Origin of the sequence: Pseudomonas sp. LJDD11, from assembly GCF_024584215.1 — a bacterium.
GTDB lineage: Bacteria > Pseudomonadota > Gammaproteobacteria > Pseudomonadales > Pseudomonadaceae > Aquipseudomonas.
Window position 1 is genome coordinate 40,685 of the sequence record NZ_JANJFL010000019.1, and the last position, 18,213, is coordinate 58,897.

An 18,213-nucleotide genomic window follows, 5' to 3' on the forward strand; every position below is an offset into this window, starting at 1 on the left:
ATAACCAAGCGCGCCGGATTGTGCTGGAGAGCGGTTTGTAAGAGCGGGTTTCAGGCCTCGATGGCCGGCCATTCAAGTGCGTGGTTTGCTGTATTCAAGGCTGACTGGACCTGATTGCGCCCGGACTTCTTGGCGCGGTACAGCGCACTGTCGGCCAAAGCGGCCAGGGTCTGGCTATCGTCTTGCGGATGCAGGCTGACCACTCCGGCGCTAAAGGTACAGGCCAGGTCCAGTGGTTGGGCGGGGTAATGCACTTCGGCAAAGCCCTGACGGATCCTGTCCAGCACCTTATGGGCGTTGTAGAGGTCGGTGTCGGGCATGACGATGGCGAACTCTTCGCCACCATAACGGCCGATCAGATCAGTCTTGCGCAGCCGTTGCTTGAGAAACAGCGCCAGGCTTTTGATCACCCGGTCGCCCATGGGGTGGCCGTGGCTGTCATTGACCCTTTTGAAGTGGTCGATATCCAGCATCGCGAAGCACAGCGGCTTATTGTCGCGGCGGGCCTGAAAGCAGCAGTCTTCAAGGCACTGGAGGATATGCGTGTGGTTAAACAGCCCGGTCAGGCTGTCGCGGATCATGCGTGCCTTCAGGTGCCGGGCCCGGTTGACGCGGTTGCGCACCGTGGTCACCAGATGCCTGGGCTTGATCGGTTTGGTCAGGAAGTCATCGCCTGCTTCGCTCAGCGCATCAAGCTGTTTATCCAGATCGTCCTCGGCCGACAGGTAGATGATCGGTACGCCGACATAACGATCATTGTGACGAATGACCTTGGCCAGCTCCCGCCCCGTGCAGCCTGGCATGTACATATCGAGGATGATCAGGTCTGGCTGAAATTGCGCCAGCTCGCTCATGGCCTGGATCGGGTCCAGCAAGATCCGGGTGACGATGCCTGCGCTATTGAGTGCCTGCTCGGTGTAGAGGGCCTGCGAGCGCGAATCGTCGATGATCAACACCTTGTACGGCTCATAGCCATCGGCGCGGGTCAGGGTTTCGATCTTTTCCAGCAGAATCGAGGCGTCCAGTGAACCGGTCAGGAACTCATCGCCACCGGCGCGCACCGCCGCCAGGCGGGTGGGGGTATCAGCTTCGTCACGACTGAAAAACAGCAGCGGCGCTCTGACGGGCAGAGTGTGCTGCAAGTCTGTCGCCAGCTTCAGGCCTGCGCCGGGGGAGGAAAAATCAACATCCATGATAATGGCCGCCGGCTGGCGCTGTTGCAGTGCCGTGTGCAGGCTGGCCACGTTATCCAGCGCCAGCGCTGCGCACCCGAAGAACTCCAGTTGCCGGGCCAGTTGTTCACTGTCTTCGCGGTGACGCAAGGCAATATAAACAGGCGTGCGCAGAGGTGGCAGGGTGGTCTGCTGCAGCCGGTCTCCATGACGCAGGCCGGTTTGCGAAAGTTGCTGCATCAGCAGGCTGATTTCACTGATCAACTCGCTGTTAAGCCGGCCCTGGTTGGCTTGCAGGCTGGCGACCAGATCACCAAGCTGCTGCGCCAGACGCAAATGTTCGGTCTGCCCGAAGCGTTCCGCACTGCGTAACAGATCCCGCGCCGCTTCCTTGAGCTCATCCAGATCAGTCGGCGTCCACTCGCCTTTATGCAGGCGTTGCCAAATCTCAAGGATCTGCCGCACCTGAAGCACGACCCGCTGGGCAAAATAAAGCTTGAGACGCTCGCGACTGGGATCAGATGCTTCGGTCATTGGCGGGCTGCTGGAGAGGCGGCTAAAGGAGGGTTGATGGCGCTATGCTAGCACCGTCATCTTTGCCGTGGTGTGCCGCAGGTCACCAAACCGTCAAAAAGGCGCACACTTTTTTATGACGATTTATTTACCGCTGACGACCGTTCGTCGGAAGGGGCGTCAGCTTCAGGCGCAGAACGTCTTCGCGCCTGAAGCTTTGATCAATCTGGCAGCGCTGGCTGCCAGCTGGCTATTAACGCTGCGGTTTGAGTTCGGTCTCGACGAATACCACTTCATGGTCACTGGCGTTGATCACATTGTGTTCAACACCGGCTTTGCGAAAGTAGCTCTGCCCAGCTCCCAAGGGCGCGTATTTATCGCCCTCTGGGGTTTCCAGCAGCAAGGTGCCGCTGGTCAGCGGCACCACCACATAGTCATAACCATGGCGATGCAAGCCAGTCTCGGCACCCGGCGCGAAGCGCCACTCGGTGATGGTCACCTGCTCGTTATCGACCTGTACCTTCGGCACGGCCTGTGGACGCAGGCTCACTTACTTGATGCCCTGTAAAGCCTGACCAACGGCATCGAACATCCGGTCCAGATCCTGCGGCTGGGCGTTGAAGGTCGGGCCGAACTGCAGGGTATCGCCGCCAAAGCGTACATAAAAGCCGGCTTTCCACAGCGCCATGCCCGCTTCGAACGGACGTACGATCGGGTCGCCGTCGCGGGGGGCCAGTTGCAGGGCGCCCGCCAGCCCGCAGTTGCGGATGTCGATCACATGTTGCGCGCCTTTAAGGCCATGGATGGCGTTCTCGAAGTGCGGTGCCAGTTCGGCGGATTGCTGCACCAGGTTTTCCTTTTCCAGCAGCTCCAGCGAAGCGATACCGGCCGCGCAGGCCACCGGGTGCGCCGAGTAAGTGTAGCCGTGGGAGAATTCGACCGCGTGCTCGGGCAGGTTCTGGCTCATGAAAGTGTTGTAGATCTCGCTGCTGGCGACGACTGCGCCCATCGGGATGGCACCGTTGGTCACCTGCTTGGCGATGTTCATGATGTCCGGGGTGACACCGAAGTACTCGGCGCCGGTCCATTTACCCATGCGGCCAAAGGCCGTGATCACTTCGTCAAAGATCAGCAGGATATTGTGCTGGTCACAGATCTCGCGCAGACGCTTGAGGTAGCCCACCGGCGGCACGATAACACCGGCCGAGCCGGACATCGGCTCGACGATGACCGCCGCGATGTTCGAGGCGTCATGCAGTTCGATCAGTTTCAGCAGTTCATTGGCCAGCTCGACACCGCCGGTTTCAGCCGCGCCTTTGGTAAAGGCCAGATGCGGCTGCAAGGTGTGCGGCAGGTGATCGACGTCCATGAACTGGCCGAACATCTTGCGGTTGCCGCCTATCCCGCCCAGTGAGGTGCCGGCGATGTTCACGCCGTGATAGCCGCGGGCGCGGCCGATCAGTTTGGTTTTCTGTGCCTGGCCTTTCAGGCGCCAGTAGGCACGCGCCAGTTTCACCGAGGTGTCGGCGCTCTCGGAGCCGGAGCCGGTGAAGAACACATGATCCAGGCCGGCCGGGGTCAGACTGGTGATTTTCTCTGCCAGCTTGAATGACAGCGGGTGGCCGTACTGGAAGGCCGGTGAGTAATCCAGGGTGCCCAACTGTTTGGCTACCGCTTCCTGGATTTCCTTGCGCGAGTGACCCGCGCCGCAGGTCCACAAACCTGACAGGCCGTCATAGATGCGCCGGCCCTGGTCATCAATCAGCCAGCTACCTTCTGCCCCGACAATCAGGCGCGGGTCGCGCTTGAAGTTGCGGTTGGCCGAAAACGGCATCCAGTGGGCGTCCAGCTTGAGCTGACTGGCCAGCGAAGGGGTTTGCTGCAGAGCCTGATTCATGAGGTGAACCCTGTTGTTATGAGGGGTTATGGATGACGACAGCTTGTGCCTGCGCAATGGGTGAGTTAAATCTATATCTTCTAAAGTTAAGTTATTGAATGGCTCACCTATGAGGCGTGAATCCCATGGCGCGTAAACCGCCGCTCAGCCAGGTGAGTGATTTCGACCTGCGCCTGCTGCGGCTTTTCAAAACCGTAGTCGAGTGCGGCAGTTTTTCCGCAGCCGAAGGGGCATTGGGCATCAGCCGCTCGGCGATCAGCTTGCACATGAGTGATCTGGAAAAGCGCCTGGGCATGCGGCTTTGCCAGCGCGGCCGGGCCGGTTTTGCCCTGACCGATGAGGGCCGTGAGGTACTGCGCGCCAGCGACACGCTGCTGGCGGCCATCGAAGGCTTTCGCAGTGAAGTGAACCTGATGCACCGGCAACTGCGCGGTGACCTGAACATCGGTATCGTCAACAATCTGGTCACCCAGCCGAAGATGCGTATCACCAGGGCACTCAAGGCCGTGCGCAGTGAGGGCGCCGGGGTGCGCATCAATCTGAGCATGAGCACCCCGGGCGAGATCGAACGCGGCCTGCTCGACGGCCGTCTGCATGTCGGCGCCATCCCGCTGATCGCCCCCTTGTCGGGGCTCGATTACACCTGGCTCTACGAAGAACGTTCCAACCTGTATTGCAGCCATGACCATCCGTTGTTCGCCCGCGCCGCCTTGGTGAGCAATGAAGAACTGCAGGATTTCGATGCCGTGGTGCCCAGCTACCGGATGACCGCCGAGGCCATCGGCCTGCATCAGTTGCTCAACTGCGTGGCTTCGGCCAGTGACCGCGAAGGCATCGCGTTTCTGATCCTGACCGGTAGCTACATTGGCTATTTGCCTGACCATTACGCGGCAGTGTGGGTCGAGAAGGGGCTAATGGCAGCACTGTGCCCGGAGCGATTGTTCTTCGAGACCCGGCTGGCGATTGCCACCCGCAAGGGGCGCCGCCAGAACCTGGTGCTGGACCACTTTCTCGAAGCGTTGCAGCACTCGCACTGAGCGGCGCATTTCTCATTTAGCGACCTCTGACCCGAGCCGGCCATGTGCCGGCTCGGGTGTTTTCGTGTGGGCGTAAAAAATCACGTCAGCTGTTGACACGAACTTTTATGTGGTCCTAATCTGTATGCAGCGCTGAGCACAGTTAGAAATACAATTAAATATGCAGCGCTGATCGGCTAACTCTTCTGCCTAAAACAACAATGTTACGGAGAGATTCAAATGGCTCGGTTATTTTCTCGCGTTATCCGCAATGCTCTGATCGGTGCGACTGCCATCGGAGCCTTGCTGTCCCAGGTCCCTGCCCAGGCGGCCGAGACCCAGATCTGGAAAGACATCCAGAAAGCCGGTGTGCTGCGCTGCGGGGCTGCCGTGGCAGCGCCTTATGTGATGCGCGATGCGCGCTCCGGGGAATACAGCGGTTATTTCGTCGACCTGTGCCGTGACTTCGGCGAGAAGGTGCTGAAGGTCAAGGTCGAGTTCGTCGACACCAATTGGGACAACCTGGTCGCTGGCCTGCAGGGCGGCAAATGGGACTTGGCCATGGCCCTGAACCAGACGCCGGAACGCGCCCTGGCAGTGGGTTTTTCGGTACCGGCCACCGACTATCAGATCTCATTGCTGGTCAACAAGGACAACCCCAAGTTCAGCGGTGCCGGTCAGACGGTGGCCGACTATGACAAAGAAGGTGTGACCTTCGCGGTCATGTCCGGCACAGCCCAGGACAAGGCGATCTCTGCGGTGGTCAAGCACGGCAAGGTCATGCGCTTGCCGGGCATGGATGAAGCCCGCCTGGCAGTGATGTCCAAACGGGCTGATGTGATGGTAGATGCCAGCGACACCAACCGCCTGTTCGCCGTGGCCAACCCCGGCTGGACCAGGGAAGTGCTGCCAAAGCCTGCCATGGCCAAGCAGGGGGTCTCTTTCGGGGTGCGCCGCGACATCGCTCCGGCCGACCTGCAAGTGCTGAACATCTACCTCACCCAACGCCGTGACACCGGTGAAATCGACGCCTTGGTCGACAAGGCTTCGCAACAGGCCAACGCCGAAAAACCCGCTCAGTAAATCCTGCCGACGCCAGAGCGCGCAGCCCGGCTGCGCGCTCCAGGAGACTCACATGACAGCTTCCACTCTGGCGGCCATGCCGCCACGGTCCCCGCTCGCCCGCGAAAACGCCAGCGATGCTTTCATTCAACTGCGTGCGGTGTGCAAGTCCTATGGCGAGAGCCTGGTGGTCATGGACCACATGGACCTTGATATGCGTGCCGATGACCGGCTGGTGATCATCGGCCCGAGTGGTAGCGGCAAGAGCTCTTTGCTGCGGGTCATGATGGGGCTGGAAAGTATTCAGGCCGGCACCATCAGTTTTCAGGGCAAGCCGTATATCGACGGCAACGTGCGGCGCGGCAACGGCAAACCCACCGATGCCAGCCTGCAGACTCAGGTCGGCATGGTGTTTCAGCACTACACCCTGTTCCCGCACCTGTCGATTCTCGGCAACCTGATTCTGGCCCCGGTGAAAGTGCATGGCCTGTCGAAAGCCGAGGCCACCGAAAAGGCCCGCCTGCTGCTGGCCCGACTGGGTCTGGAAAGCAAGTTGCACGCCTATCCGAGCCAGTTGTCTGGCGGCCAGAAGCAGCGCGTGGCGATCGCCCGGGCCTTGATGCTCGAACCCAGGCTGATGCTGTTCGATGAAGTGACTTCGGCGCTGGACCCGGAAATGGTCATCGAAGTGCAGAACGTGATGCTGCAACTGGCTGACCAGAAGATGGCGATGATCATCGTCACCCACGACATGCATTTCGCCCGTGATATCGCCAGCCGCGTGGTGTTTTGCGCCAACGGCAAGGTAGTCGAGCAAGGGCCGCCGGCGCAGCTCTTCACTCAGCCCAAAGAACCCCGGACCCGGGAATTCCTGGAAAAAGTCCTGCATCTGGACTGAGGGCTCAGACCATGAACTATCAATTCGACTTCCATTTTCTCAACGGCAACTTCGGTGTGCTGTGGGAGGGGCTGAAGGTCACTCTGCAACTGGCGCTGGTGTCCAACATCATCGGGGTAGTGCTGGGTTTCGTGCTGTGTCTGCTGGCCATGAGCCGCTGGTTTTTCATTCGCTGGCCGGCGCAGTTGTTCATCGAATTTTTCCGCTGCACCCCGGCACTGCTGCAGATCGTCTGGTTCTTCTACTGCGTGCCGATGCTGTTTGACGTGTTCATCGATCCGGTGGCCATGGGCTTTCTGGCCTTGGGTCTGAACCTCACTGCATTTAACGCCGAGGCCTATCGCGCCGGTGTCCAGGCGGTGCCCCGTGAACATCTGGATGCCTGTGTGGCGCTGGGCCTGCGCCCTTGGCAGCAGACGCTGTACGTGATCCTGCCGCAGTCGTTGCGCAGTGCCTTGCCGGTGTTGATCACCAATGGCATCGGCACTTTGCAGCAGAGCGCCCTGGTCGCCATCGTTGCGGTCTCGGACCTGATGTACGTGGGCAAGAGCCTGGCCACCGAGGCCTATCGGCCGCTGGAAACCTACACCTTGATCGCCCTGATCTATTTCGCCCTGTCGCTGCCGATTGCCCAGTTGGTGCAATACATCGAGCGTCGTCAGGACACTGCGGCTGCGCGCTGAGGAGACCGCCATGAGTCTGGATTTTACCGTCGTCTTCTCCTACTGGCAGGTGCTGCTCAAAGGCTTGGCGCTGACCCTGGCCTTCACTGTGAGCTGCGCGCTGATCGGCAGCCTGCTCGGCTTTGCCCTGAGCCTGCTGCGCGGCAGCCGCTCGCGTCTGCTGACGTTGCCGACCACACTGTTTGTCGAGTTTTTTCGCGGTACGCCGTTGCTGATCCAGCTGTTCTGGATCTTCTTCTGCCTGCCGGTGATTTTCGGCATTGACGTGCCGCCGTATATCTCGGTGCTGACGTCCCTGACCTTATATATGGCGGCGATCACCTGCGAGACCTTCCGTGGCGCGCTCAAATCCATCGCCGGTGAGCAGCACGATGCCTGCATCGCGCTGGGCCTGACCTCCAAGGTCAAAGTGCTCTACGTGATCTTCCCCCAGGCGCTGCTGCGCTCGGTACCGCCCTTGCTGTCGAACGTGGTCAGCCTGTTCAAGGAGAGTGCGCTGATCTCTTCGGTAGGCGTCGCTGACCTGATGTTCGTCGGCCAGAACATTTCCAACAGCACCGCCCGGCCGGTCGAGTTTCTCTCGGCGGTGGCGGTTATCTACTTCCTCGTGGCTTTCCCGCTGACCCGTCTGGTCGGTGTGGTCGAGGCGCGCATGTTGCGCCGCTATGCGTACTGACCCAACCCCTGCTAACTCCAACCCAAACCGGGAGAAATTCCATGCTTGAACTCAAAGGTATTGTGCCCGCCGTCGTGACCCCGTTCGATGACGATGGCAAGGTCAACCACGACACCCTGGCCGCGATCATCGAGCACCAGCTCAAGGCCGGCGTCACCGGCTTTGTGCCGCTGGGCTCCACGGGTGAGTACTACGCGCTGAGCAACCCCGAACGCCGTGAAGTGCTGGCCACCTTCAAAGCCGTGGTTGGCAACCGTGCCACCCTGATCGCCGGTGCCAACGGCTCGAGCACCCGCGAAGTGCTGGAGCAGGTGCAGCAGACTGTGGATGCCGGCTACACCAACCTGCTGATCGCGCCACCGTACTACGCGCTGCCATCTCAGGAAGAGCTACTGAGTCATTACCAGACCATTCTGGATGCGTTCCCGCAAATCAATCTGGTGCTCTACAACTACCCGGTACGCACCAACGTTGAAGTCGGCTTCAGTGTGCTGGACGGTCTCAAAGACCACCCACAGGTTATCGCGATCAAGGAAAGCAGCGGCAACCTGCTGCGTGCCATCGAAATCGGTGAGAACTACAAGGGCAAGCTGCAACTGTCTTGTGGCTCCGACGACCAGGCGCTGGACTTCTTCATCTGGGGCGCCACCAGCTGGATTTGTGGCCCGGCCAACATCTTCCCGGAGAAGGTCGTGGAGTTTTACAACAAGTTCAACGCGGGCGACCTGGAGGGCGCGAAGAGCGTGATGCGCAGCCTGTTCCCGCTGATGGCCAACCTGGAAAGCAGCAAATTCGTGCAGAAGGTCAAGTACGGTACTGAACTGGCAGGCTTCAAGGCCGGTAACGCCCGTGCGCCGTTGCTGCCGCTGACTGACGACGAGAAAGTCGAACTGCGCAAACTGTACGAGGCTTTACAGCGTTGATTCATTCGCCGTATCGGCCACCACGCCAGACCGATACGGCATCATTGATCATTGAGTAGATAAACATGACTCGACACGCATTCACCTGTATCGAAGGTCACACCGAAGGCATGCCGGTGCGCATGGTCATCAGCGGCGCGCCCCAATTGCGTGGGACGACCATGAGCGAACGCCGCGAGCACTTCATGGCCGAACACGACTGGGTTCGTCGCACCCTGATGCTTGAGCCTCGCGGCCACTCGCACATGTCCGGCACGCTCTTCTATCCGCCGGTGCGTGACGACAGTGACTTCAGCCTGCTGTTTATCGAAACCTCAGGCTGCCTGCCGATGTGCGGGCACGCGACCCTGGGCTCGATCACCTTCGCCCTTGAGGCCGGGTTGATCAGCCCAAGGACTGCGGGCCGCGTTGTGGTTGACGTACCGGCCGGGCAGATCCATGCCAGCTACTGTCAGAAGGGTGCCAAGGTGACGTCGGTGCGTTTCACCAACGTGCCGGGCTTTCTGCTGCACCGGGATGTCGAGCTGGATTTCCCGCCGCTGGGCAGGCTCAGGTTTGATATCGCCTATGGCGGCAACTTTTATCCGATCATCGAAGTGCAGGACAACTACCCGGGCTGCGAGCATTTCACCCCGCAACAGTTGCTGGAGTGGGGCTGTGAGTTCCAGGCGCTGGTCAATCGCGAGCTGGACGTGGTGCATCCCGAGAACCCCAGTATCCGTGGCGTCAAGCACTGCATGTGGACGGGTAAGCCGCTGTCATCGGACTCTGATGGACGTGCAGTGGTGATTGCCGGCACCAGCCTGATAGACCGTTCCCCGTGCGGCACCGGCAGTTCAGCCCGCGTCGCCCAGCGTTTTGCCCGTGGGCTGCTGGCTGCCGACGGTGCTTATCGGCATGAGAGCCTGATCGGCAGCTATTTCGTGGGTCGCGTCGAGCAGCAACTGCGACTGGAAACCGGTCTGGACGCGGTGCGCCCGAGTATCGAAGGTCGGGCGTGGATCACCGGACGCAGCTCATTCGATATCGATGACACCCAACCCTGGTGGGATGGTTTTGCTCTGCAAGACTACTCCGCTATCGCCCAAGGCCAAGAGGCTTGAACATGAACACCGCAGCAGCTCCCTCAACTCAGCAAAAGGCCGTGGTCATCGGCGGTGGCATCGTCGGCGTCTGCTGCGCGCTGTCGCTGCAACGCGAAGGCTTTGCCGTGACCCTGATCGACCCCGCTGCGCCGGGTGACAGCACCGCCAAATGGAGCTGCGGGCAGATGGCGGTCAGTGAAGTCATCCCGCTATCGAAACCCGGCATTCTGAAAAAGATCCCCGGCTGGCTGCTCGACCAGAAAGGCCCGCTGGCCCTGCGGCCTTCGGCGCTGCCGGGCATCCTGCCGTGGTTCGTGCGTTTTCTCGCGTGTGCCCGGCACAAGAAAATCGTGGAAATCGCCCACGATATGGCGACCCTGACCGAACAGGTGTACACCGACTACGCGCCGCTGCTCGATAAATGCGCTGACAAGACCCTGCTGGGCGAGCGGCCGATCATTGAGGTGTTCGATTCGCCGGCGGGTATCGAGCATGAAAAACCCCACCTGGAGCTGCGTCATTCGCTGGGCTTCAAGTCCGAAGTGCTGGACGCCGCAGCCATTGCCGATCTGGAACCGGCGCTGGCCGGCAAATTCCGCTATGGCCTGCTGTTCCCGGACTGGCGCGCGGTGAGCGATACCAAGGGCTTCATTGCCGCGCTGACCCAGAGCTTTATCGACCAGGGTGGCGTGCGCGTACGCGACCAGGTCAAGTTCATCGACGAGTTTTCCGGCCGTGCCACCGGGGTGACCCTCGACAGCGGTGAGCGGCTGGCTGCCGACCATGTGGTGGTGGCGGCGGGTGCCGGATCGCGGCGCTTCTTCAGCCAGTTGGGTTTGAACATCCCGCTGGAAGGCATTGCCGGTTATCAGGCGCTACTGCCGCAACCGCAAGTGCAGATTCGCCACTCAATCATCTACGCCGACGGCGGCTTCTGCTTTGCGCCAATGACCCGTGGCCTGCAGATCGGCGGCACCATCGAATTCGCTGCTGCGGGCTCTGAACCGAATTTCAAGCGCGCCGAGATCATCCTGGAAAAGGCCCGCCGGGTACTGCCGCAACTGCGTACCGAGAATCTCGAATTCGGCGTCGGCTACCGGCCGTTTTTGCCAGACACCAAGCCGGTTATCGACCGTGCTAGCCGTCTGGGCAACGTTTACCTCGCTTTCGGCCATGGCCAGCTCGGCCTGACCCTGGGCGCGACCACCGGGCGGCTGATCGCCGATCTGGCCAGCGGCCGCACGCCGGCCCAGAACCTCGCCCCCTTCAGCGCCCGGCGCTTTGCACTTTTTGGAGAGACCGCATGAAAACCTACGACCAGTTGTACATCGATGGCCAATGGGTCCGCCCCAAGCGCGGCGGCCTGTTCGATACCATCGACCCGAGCAATGAAGCGGTGATCACCCAAGTGGCGGCGGCGACTGCCGAAGACGTCGATCTGGCGGTCAAGGCGGCGCGCCGTGCCTTCGATGAAGGTCCATGGCCCAACCTCAAGGGCCGCGAGCGGGCGGCGGTACTGCGCGGCATCGCCAATGGCATTCGCGAGCGCCAGGAGCGTCTGGCCGAGCTGGAAGTGCGCGATAACGGCAAGCCGTTGCCAGAAGCGTTGTGGGATATCGGTGATACCGCTGGCTGTTTCGACTTCTATGCCGAGCTGGCCGAAGGCCTGGATGAGCAGCGCGAGCAGCCGATCACCTTGGCCGATGACCGTTTTACCTCTCTGGCGCGCAAAGAGCCGGTAGGGGTGGCCGGGGCGATCATCCCGTGGAACTTCCCGATGCTGATGGCCGCCTGGAAAGTGGCCCCGGCGCTGGCCGCAGGCTGCACCATGGTGCTCAAACCTTCAGAGCTGACCCCGCTGACCGCCCTGGAACTGGCCGACATCGCCCATCAGGCCGGTCTGCCTGAGGGCGTACTCAACGTAGTTACCGGTCTGGGCCCGGACGCTGGCGCGCCGTTGTCCGAACACCCTGGCATCGACAAGCTGGCATTCACCGGCAGCGTGCCGACCGGCAGCCGGATCATGCAGGCCGCTGCCAAAGACATCAAAAACATCAGCCTGGAGCTGGGTGGCAAGTCGCCGTTTATCATCTTTGACGACGCCGATATCGATGCAGCGGTCGAGTGGATCATGTTCGGTATCTTCTGGAACCAGGGCGAAGTCTGCTCGGCCACCTCGCGAGTGTTGGTCCAGCGTGATCTGTATGAGCCGCTGCTCAAGCGGCTGGTGCAAGTGACTGAGGAACTGAAAATCGGCAACGGCATGGAAGAGGGCGTGTTGCTCGGGCCATTGGTCAACCGGGGGCAGTACGACAAGGTGCTGGCGGCCATCGCCAGGGGCCAGGAAGAGGGCGCGAAGCTGCTGACCGGCGGTACTCGCCCGACGCATCTCGACAAGGGCTACTTTTTGGCCCCGGCGATCTTTGCCGATGTACCTGAAGACAGCTGGATCTGGAACGAGGAAATCTTCGGTCCGGTGGTGTGCATCCGTGCCTTCGACGACGAAGCAGAAGCGCTGCGCAGTGCCAACGACTCACGGTTTGGTCTGGGGGCGGCGGTGATGTCCAAAGACCTGCCACGTGCCGAGCGCGTGGCACGCAAACTGCGCGCCGGCATCGTCTGGATCAACTGCTCGCAGCCAACCTTCACCGAAGCGCCGTGGGGCGGCTACAAGCAGAGCGGGATTGGTCGCGAGCTGGGTGAGTGGGGGTTGAACAATTATCTGGAAACCAAGCAGATCACCCGCTACGACAGCGAACAGCCGTGGGGCTGGTACATCAAATAATGCCTTGACCCATCTTTGCAGGATCGAGCTTGCTCGCGAAAGGGGCGGGCCAGGCGCACATTTTCAGCGCCTGATCGATAGCCTTCGCGACCAAGGTCGCTCCTACAGTCGACCAGACCCACAGGATTTATCGGAAAGGGGGCGCCATGCGCTGGAAGAAAACGCTGCAGATTGTTGATGTGCATTGCGAAGGCGAGATCGGCAAGGTCATCACCGGCGGGGTGCTGGGCATCCCCGGTGAGACCATGCTCGACAAGATGAACTACATCAACCAGGTCGACGACAGCCTGCGCCGCCTGGTGATTTTTGAGCCACGTGGTTGCCTGCAGATGTCAGTCAACCTGCTGTTGCCACCGACCCGGCCCGAGGCCCATGCCGGCTTTATTGTGTTGCAGGCCGACAAGGCCCACCCGATGTCGGGCAGCAACTGCATCTGTGTGGTCACTGCGCTGCTGGAACTGGGCATGGTGCCGATGCAGGAGCCGCAAACCACGGTGGTGCTCGACACCCCGGCGGGTCTGGTCACTGCGCGGGCGCAGTGTGAAGACGGACGTTGCCTGAGCGTATCACTGGACATGGTGCCGGCCTTCGTCGAGCAACTGGATGTGCTCATCGACACTGAGCAGTTTGGCCCGATCAAGGCCGATATCGCTTTTGGTGGCGTGTATTACGCACTGATCGATGTCGAGCAGACCGGCCTGTCCATCGCTCCGGAACACGCCCGGGAGCTGGCCGCAGCCGGCGTGGCGTTGCGTGAGGTGATCAACCGCCAGGTCCGCGTGAGTCATCCTTTGATTCCTGCGCTCAATGACGTGGCTTATGTGATGTTCCGCAATCGCCTGGACGCCAGCACCTACCAGACCTGCACCACCTTGCCACCGGGGCGGGTCGACCGCTCGCCGTGTGGCACCGGCAGTTCGGCCAACCTGGCGACCCTGGCGGCGCGCAAGCTGGTCGAAATCGGTGATCAGCTGACCTCGCGTTCGACCATCAATGGCGAGTTCAAGATCCAGTTGTTGGGCCGCACTGAAGTCGGTGGGCGCCCGGCAGTGCTGCCCAGGGTCACCGGCCGCGCCTGGGTCTACGGCATCCAGCAACTGGGCGTCGACCCGAATGATCCGCTGGCCGCAGGCTTCATGCTCAGCGACACCTGGGGGCCTGCGTTTCCCGCTTGACGTACCGCAGGCGGCCAGGGAGGCCGCCCGAAATCTTGAGGCCGATGCCATGAGCGAAATAACCACAACAACATCCGCCGCTCGCCGTCACGGTGGCCGGCAGCTCTATGATGAACTCCGCCTGCAGATTCTCACGCTGCGTCTCAAACCGGGTACGCCGCTGGACGAAGTGTCGCTGGCCGCGCAATTTGGTGTGTCGCGCTCGCCGGTGCGTGATGCGTTGGCGCGGCTGGTCAGTGAAGGCCTAGTGACCATCCTGGCGAACCGTACCGCGCTGGTCACGCCATTCGAGATCAATGAATTTCCCAAGTACATCGCCGCCATCGACCTGACTCAGCGGGCCGTGACCCGGCTGGCAGCGCTCAACCGCAGCGAGGCTGACCTGCAACGGATCTGCCAGGCCAATATCGACTACATCCAGGCACTGGACAGCGGCAACTTCCAGAACATGTCAGAACTGAACAAGGCTTTTCACATGCAGATCGCCCGTGCCGGGCGCAACGCTTACCTGACCCATGCTTACGAAAAGCTGCTTGGTGAAGGCCAGCGTTTGCTGCACCTGCATTTCGATTTCATCATGAGCACCCAGAGCCGCAGTACGCCGCATCAGGATCATGAGCGGATCATTCAGGCTCTGACGAGACGTGACCCCGAAGCCGCCGAAGCGGCCGCCAGCGAGCACACGCTATTGTTCCGTGACCGGTTTCTGGCGTTCATGAAACAGAACATGACGCGATCGATCTCGGTTCAGTGAGCCCTGTACATGACAATCCGCACTTGCCTGTGCCAGCTCAGCCGTACTGATCCAGGCCACCCTGGCCGGCTGCGCTGTCGCAATGCCTGCATCCGACGTGCCGATAGCCTGCGTCAGGTGACTGGATTATCCTTGCGGCCTTGCAGGACCCTTCAGCAGAGAGCGGTAGATGAGTAACGATCAAGCAGTGCCGGAAAGTGGTGGCCGTCGCCACGGCGGGCGATACATCTATGAAGAACTGCGCAAGCAGATCCTCACCCTCAAGCTCAAGCCCGGTGCGCCGCTTGATGAGGTGTCGCTGGCAACCCAGTTCGGCCTGTCGCGCTCGCCGGTGCGCGATGCTCTGGCGCGGCTGGTCACTGAGGGGCTGGTTACCATCCTGCCCAACCGCACCCTGCTGGTCACTCCGTTCGAGATCGAAGAATTTCCGACCTATGTGTCGGCACTGGACCTGATCCAGCGCGCAGTCACCCGGCTGGCCGCGTTGCAGCGTACCGATGAAGAAATGCTACAGATCCGCGCCACCGAAGATGCCTACATGCGCGCCATCGCCGAAGGCGACTTCCAGTCGATGACCGAACTGAACAAGGCTCTGCACCTGGACATCGCCCGGGCCGGCAAGAACCCTTACCTGACCGACTGCTACGAGAAACTGCTCGGCGAAGGCCAGCGCCTGCTGCACTTGCAACTTGACTACATCGTTAACAGTGGCTCGACGACGCGCCTGGGCCGTGACCATGAGGACATCGTCGAAGCCATTGCCGCCAAGGACGCCGATGCCGCCGAACAGGCTGCCCATGAGCATACGATGCTGTTCCAGCGCCGCTTCCTGGATTTCATGCAGCAGAACCTGACCGCGCCGGTTCGGGTTTACTGACCATACAGTTAGGTACTGTTTATCTCGGTGGGAGCGACCTTGGTCGCGAAAGGGCCGGTAAGGTCACAGCATCTGCTGTGAATGTGCCGCAGTCTTCGCAAGCAACCGGAGCGCGGGCCGGCTGCTCCCACCGGTCTAACCGAACAGATTGGCTGATCGCCCGAAACTCATTGTGTAAATAACGTAAAAACAATTTACTCCTATATGAGATTAAATATCATTCCGCCCGTTGGAGCGGCGGGGAAGCCTCTGGAGCAGGGTTTCAGGCACTATTAAGCAGGTTTGGATAAAGCCTTTTCCGCCGTTTTTCTGCCCGTCTCGGGCGCACGATCAATGGGGAAGATGGACATGAATCCGAAGTACAAGCCTAACCTGCTGGCGTCAGCCATCGTTCTGGCCTGCAGTGCGCCGGTCGGCGCTGCCGAAGTGATCGGCGCAGCCGCTGACGAAGTCGTCAAACCGGACAGCGTACTGCCTGCCGATGGCTCGCCAGAGGCGCTGGAACTGGGCGATACCCATGTCATCGGCACCGCCGAGCAGGAACTCAAGCAGGCGTCGGGCGTGTCTATCATCACCGCCGAAGACCTCAAAAAGCGTCCGCCGGTCAACGATATTTCCGAGATCGTGCGCAAGATGCCCGGCGTCAACCTGACCGGCAACAGTACCACCGGCAGCCGTGGCAACAACCGGCAGATCGACCTGCGCGGTATGGGGCCGGAAAACACCCTGATCCTGATCGACGGCAAGCCGGTGACTTCGCGTAACTCGGTGCGCATGACCCGTACCGGCGAGCGCGATACCCGTGGCGACAGCAACTGGGTGCCGGCCGAAATGATCGAGCGTATCGAAGTGCTGCGCGGCCCGGCGGCGGCCCGTTATGGTTCCGGCTCCATGGGCGGGGTGGTGAATATCATCACCAAGCGCCCGACCGACAAGCTGCAAGGCTCGATTACCGCTTACACCAACCTGCCTGAAGACGACGCCGAAGGGGTGACCAAACGCACCAATTTCAGCCTCGCCGGCCCGCTGACCGACGCCCTGAGCTTCCGGGTCTACGGCAACCTCAACAAAACCGATGCCGACGATCTGGACATCAACTGGGCCAAGACCGATGCGGCAGCGGCGGCTGATGGTATTTCGCCGACCTACGCTGCCGGTCGTGAAGGGGTGCGTAACAAGGACATCAACGGCCTGCTGTCGTGGCGCCTGGATGAAGCGCAGACCATCGACTTCGAAGCCGGCTACAGCCGTCAGGGCAATATCTACGCGGGCGACACCGGTGGCGATGCGATCAACGACTCGGCGGCCCTGCAAGAGCGTATTTCGGCGCTGTATGGCCGTGAAACCAACACCCTGTACCGTCAGACCTACTCGATTACCCATCAGGGCGATTGGGCGTTCGGCACCTCGAAGCTGACCGCGCAGTACGAAGGCACCCAGAACCGCCGCCTGCAGGAAGGCTTGTCGGGCGGCAGCGACGGCAACATCAACGCCGATGCCAGCGAGATCACCAGCGATTACGACAGCTTCCTGGTCAGTGGTGAGGTGAACATCCCGCTGGAGATGCTGGCGCATCAAGTGCTGACCATCGGCGCCGAATGGAACCGGCAGACGCTCGATGACCCGTCGGCGCTTAATCAGACCGTCAGCGGTGCCGGCTCCGGCGGTTCTGCGCTGCCTAATTCGGTGGCCGGGTCGCGGCCGACCGATATGGACGCAACCATCGCCGCCGTGTTCATCGAGGACAACATCGAACTGACCCCGGACTGGATGCTGACCCCCGGCGTGCGCCTGGACCACCATGACCAGTTCGGCTCCAACTGGAGCCCGAGCCTCAACACATCGTACAAACTGACCCCCGATATCACCCTCAAAGGCGGTATCGCCCGGGCCTTCAAGGCGCCGAACCTGTACCAGTCCAACCCCAACTACCTGCTGTTCAGCATGGGCATGGGCTGTGATCCGACCTTCAACCTCGGTGGCGGGTGTTACATCCTGGGCAATGACAGCCTTGAGCCAGAAGTCAGCGTCAACAAGGAAATCGGCATCAGCTTCGATCGTGATGGCTGGAGCGCAGGCCTGACCTACTTCCGCAACGATTACGACAACAAGATCACCTCGGGTATTACCGTGCGTGAACTGGCCACCGGCGGCACCAACGCCTCGCCAGTGCTGCGTTGGGAAAACGCCACCGACGCGGTGGTCAAGGGCTGGGAAGGTAACCTGACCGTGCCGTTGCTGGGCGAGCGTGGCGAGACGCTGAGCTGGAGCACCAACTTCACCTATATGGATGAAAATGCTGATCGTACCGGCCAGCCGCTGTCGGTGATCCCGGAGTACACCATCAACTCGTTCCTCGACTGGCAGGCCACTGACAAGCTGGCGCTGAACCTCAATGCCACCTGGTATGGCAAACAGGAGCCGCGTACCCTGAACCCGACCCTGCCGTCTTCGGGGCCGATCACCGCCGCCAATGCCTTGTCCACCCGTGACCCTTACCACCTGTGGGGCGTGGGCGGCAGCTACGAGTTCAGCAAGAACCTGTCGGTGGGTGCCGGTATCAACAACCTGTTCGACAAGCGGATGTACCGTGAAGGGCAGGGCACCAGTCAGGGCGCCAACACCTACAACGAGCCAGGCCGTTCGTTCTACGCTTCGGTTACCGCGTCGTTCTGATGATCCGGGCGTTACCGCCTG

The 18,213-nt window shown here is 61.0% G+C and carries 16 protein-coding genes; 13 read left to right on the forward strand and 3 right to left on the reverse strand.

Annotated elements, in window-relative coordinates; all coding sequences use genetic code 11:
- Positions 1-50: 50 nt before the first annotated feature.
- The 3 genes from NRB16_RS20005 to NRB16_RS20015 form a co-directional block, all read right to left on the reverse strand.
- Positions 51-1,706, reverse strand: a complete 1,656-nt coding sequence (locus tag NRB16_RS20005) for a diguanylate cyclase (protein WP_045486991.1) — start codon at positions 1,704-1,706, stop codon at positions 51-53.
- A 232-nt stretch (positions 1,707-1,938) separates the two neighbouring features.
- Positions 1,939-2,235, reverse strand: a complete 297-nt coding sequence (locus NRB16_RS20010; RefSeq protein WP_045486994.1) for a cupin domain-containing protein — start codon at positions 2,233-2,235, stop codon at positions 1,939-1,941.
- Positions 2,236-3,582 carry an aspartate aminotransferase family protein gene (locus tag NRB16_RS20015; RefSeq protein ID WP_253142603.1) on the reverse strand — a complete coding sequence of 449 codons (1,347 nt, stop codon included), beginning with the start codon at positions 3,580-3,582 and terminating at the stop codon, positions 2,236-2,238.
- 125 nt (positions 3,583-3,707) lie between these two features.
- Here NRB16_RS20015 and NRB16_RS20020 point away from each other — a divergent pair, with 125 nt between their 5' ends.
- From NRB16_RS20020 to NRB16_RS20080, 13 genes are all read left to right on the forward strand, one after another.
- Positions 3,708-4,619: a LysR family transcriptional regulator gene (locus tag NRB16_RS20020; RefSeq protein ID WP_045487000.1), complete on the forward strand. Its 912-nt coding sequence runs from the start codon at positions 3,708-3,710 to the stop codon at positions 4,617-4,619.
- A gap of 219 nt (positions 4,620-4,838) precedes the next feature.
- Positions 4,839-5,681, forward strand: a complete 843-nt coding sequence (locus NRB16_RS20025; RefSeq protein ID WP_257106772.1) for an ABC transporter substrate-binding protein — start codon at positions 4,839-4,841, stop codon at positions 5,679-5,681.
- A gap of 52 nt (positions 5,682-5,733) precedes the next feature.
- On the forward strand, positions 5,734-6,558 hold the full coding sequence (locus tag NRB16_RS20030; RefSeq protein WP_306456491.1) for an amino acid ABC transporter ATP-binding protein: 825 nt from the start codon (positions 5,734-5,736) through the stop codon (positions 6,556-6,558).
- Between the two features lie 11 nt (positions 6,559-6,569).
- The gene (locus tag NRB16_RS20035) at positions 6,570-7,241 is read left to right on the forward strand and encodes an amino acid ABC transporter permease (RefSeq protein WP_045487006.1); all 672 of its coding nucleotides are present in this window, start codon (positions 6,570-6,572) and stop codon (positions 7,239-7,241) included.
- A 10-nt stretch (positions 7,242-7,251) separates the two neighbouring features.
- A complete protein-coding gene (locus tag NRB16_RS20040; RefSeq protein ID WP_257106773.1) occupies positions 7,252-7,917 on the forward strand; it encodes an amino acid ABC transporter permease in 666 nt (221 codons plus the stop codon).
- A gap of 41 nt (positions 7,918-7,958) precedes the next feature.
- Positions 7,959-8,840: a dihydrodipicolinate synthase family protein gene (locus NRB16_RS20045; RefSeq protein WP_257106774.1), complete on the forward strand. Its 882-nt coding sequence runs from the start codon at positions 7,959-7,961 to the stop codon at positions 8,838-8,840.
- Between the two features lie 65 nt (positions 8,841-8,905).
- On the forward strand, positions 8,906-9,943 hold the full coding sequence (locus tag NRB16_RS20050) for a 4-hydroxyproline epimerase (RefSeq protein ID WP_257106775.1): 1,038 nt from the start codon (positions 8,906-8,908) through the stop codon (positions 9,941-9,943).
- Positions 9,944-9,945: 2 nt separating this feature from the next.
- The gene (locus NRB16_RS20055; RefSeq protein ID WP_257106776.1) at positions 9,946-11,232 is read left to right on the forward strand and encodes an FAD-binding oxidoreductase; all 1,287 of its coding nucleotides are present in this window, start codon (positions 9,946-9,948) and stop codon (positions 11,230-11,232) included.
- Positions 11,229-12,710 carry an aldehyde dehydrogenase family protein gene (locus tag NRB16_RS20060; RefSeq protein WP_257106777.1) on the forward strand — a complete coding sequence of 494 codons (1,482 nt, stop codon included), beginning with the start codon at positions 11,229-11,231 and terminating at the stop codon, positions 12,708-12,710. Before NRB16_RS20055 ends, NRB16_RS20060 begins: the two co-directional genes overlap by 4 nt.
- 146 nt (positions 12,711-12,856) lie before the next feature.
- The gene (locus NRB16_RS20065) at positions 12,857-13,885 is read left to right on the forward strand and encodes a proline racemase family protein (protein WP_257106778.1); all 1,029 of its coding nucleotides are present in this window, start codon (positions 12,857-12,859) and stop codon (positions 13,883-13,885) included.
- A 49-nt stretch (positions 13,886-13,934) separates the two neighbouring features.
- Entirely contained in the window at positions 13,935-14,639 is a 705-nt protein-coding gene (locus tag NRB16_RS20070) for a GntR family transcriptional regulator (RefSeq protein WP_257106779.1), read from the forward strand.
- Positions 14,640-14,808: 169 nt separating this feature from the next.
- Positions 14,809-15,516: a GntR family transcriptional regulator gene (locus NRB16_RS20075; RefSeq protein ID WP_045487035.1), complete on the forward strand. Its 708-nt coding sequence runs from the start codon at positions 14,809-14,811 to the stop codon at positions 15,514-15,516.
- 348 nt (positions 15,517-15,864) lie between these two features.
- Positions 15,865-18,192, forward strand: coding sequence for a TonB-dependent siderophore receptor (locus tag NRB16_RS20080; protein WP_257106780.1), 2,328 nt, complete (start codon positions 15,865-15,867; stop codon positions 18,190-18,192).
- Positions 18,193-18,213 lie beyond the last annotated feature (21 nt).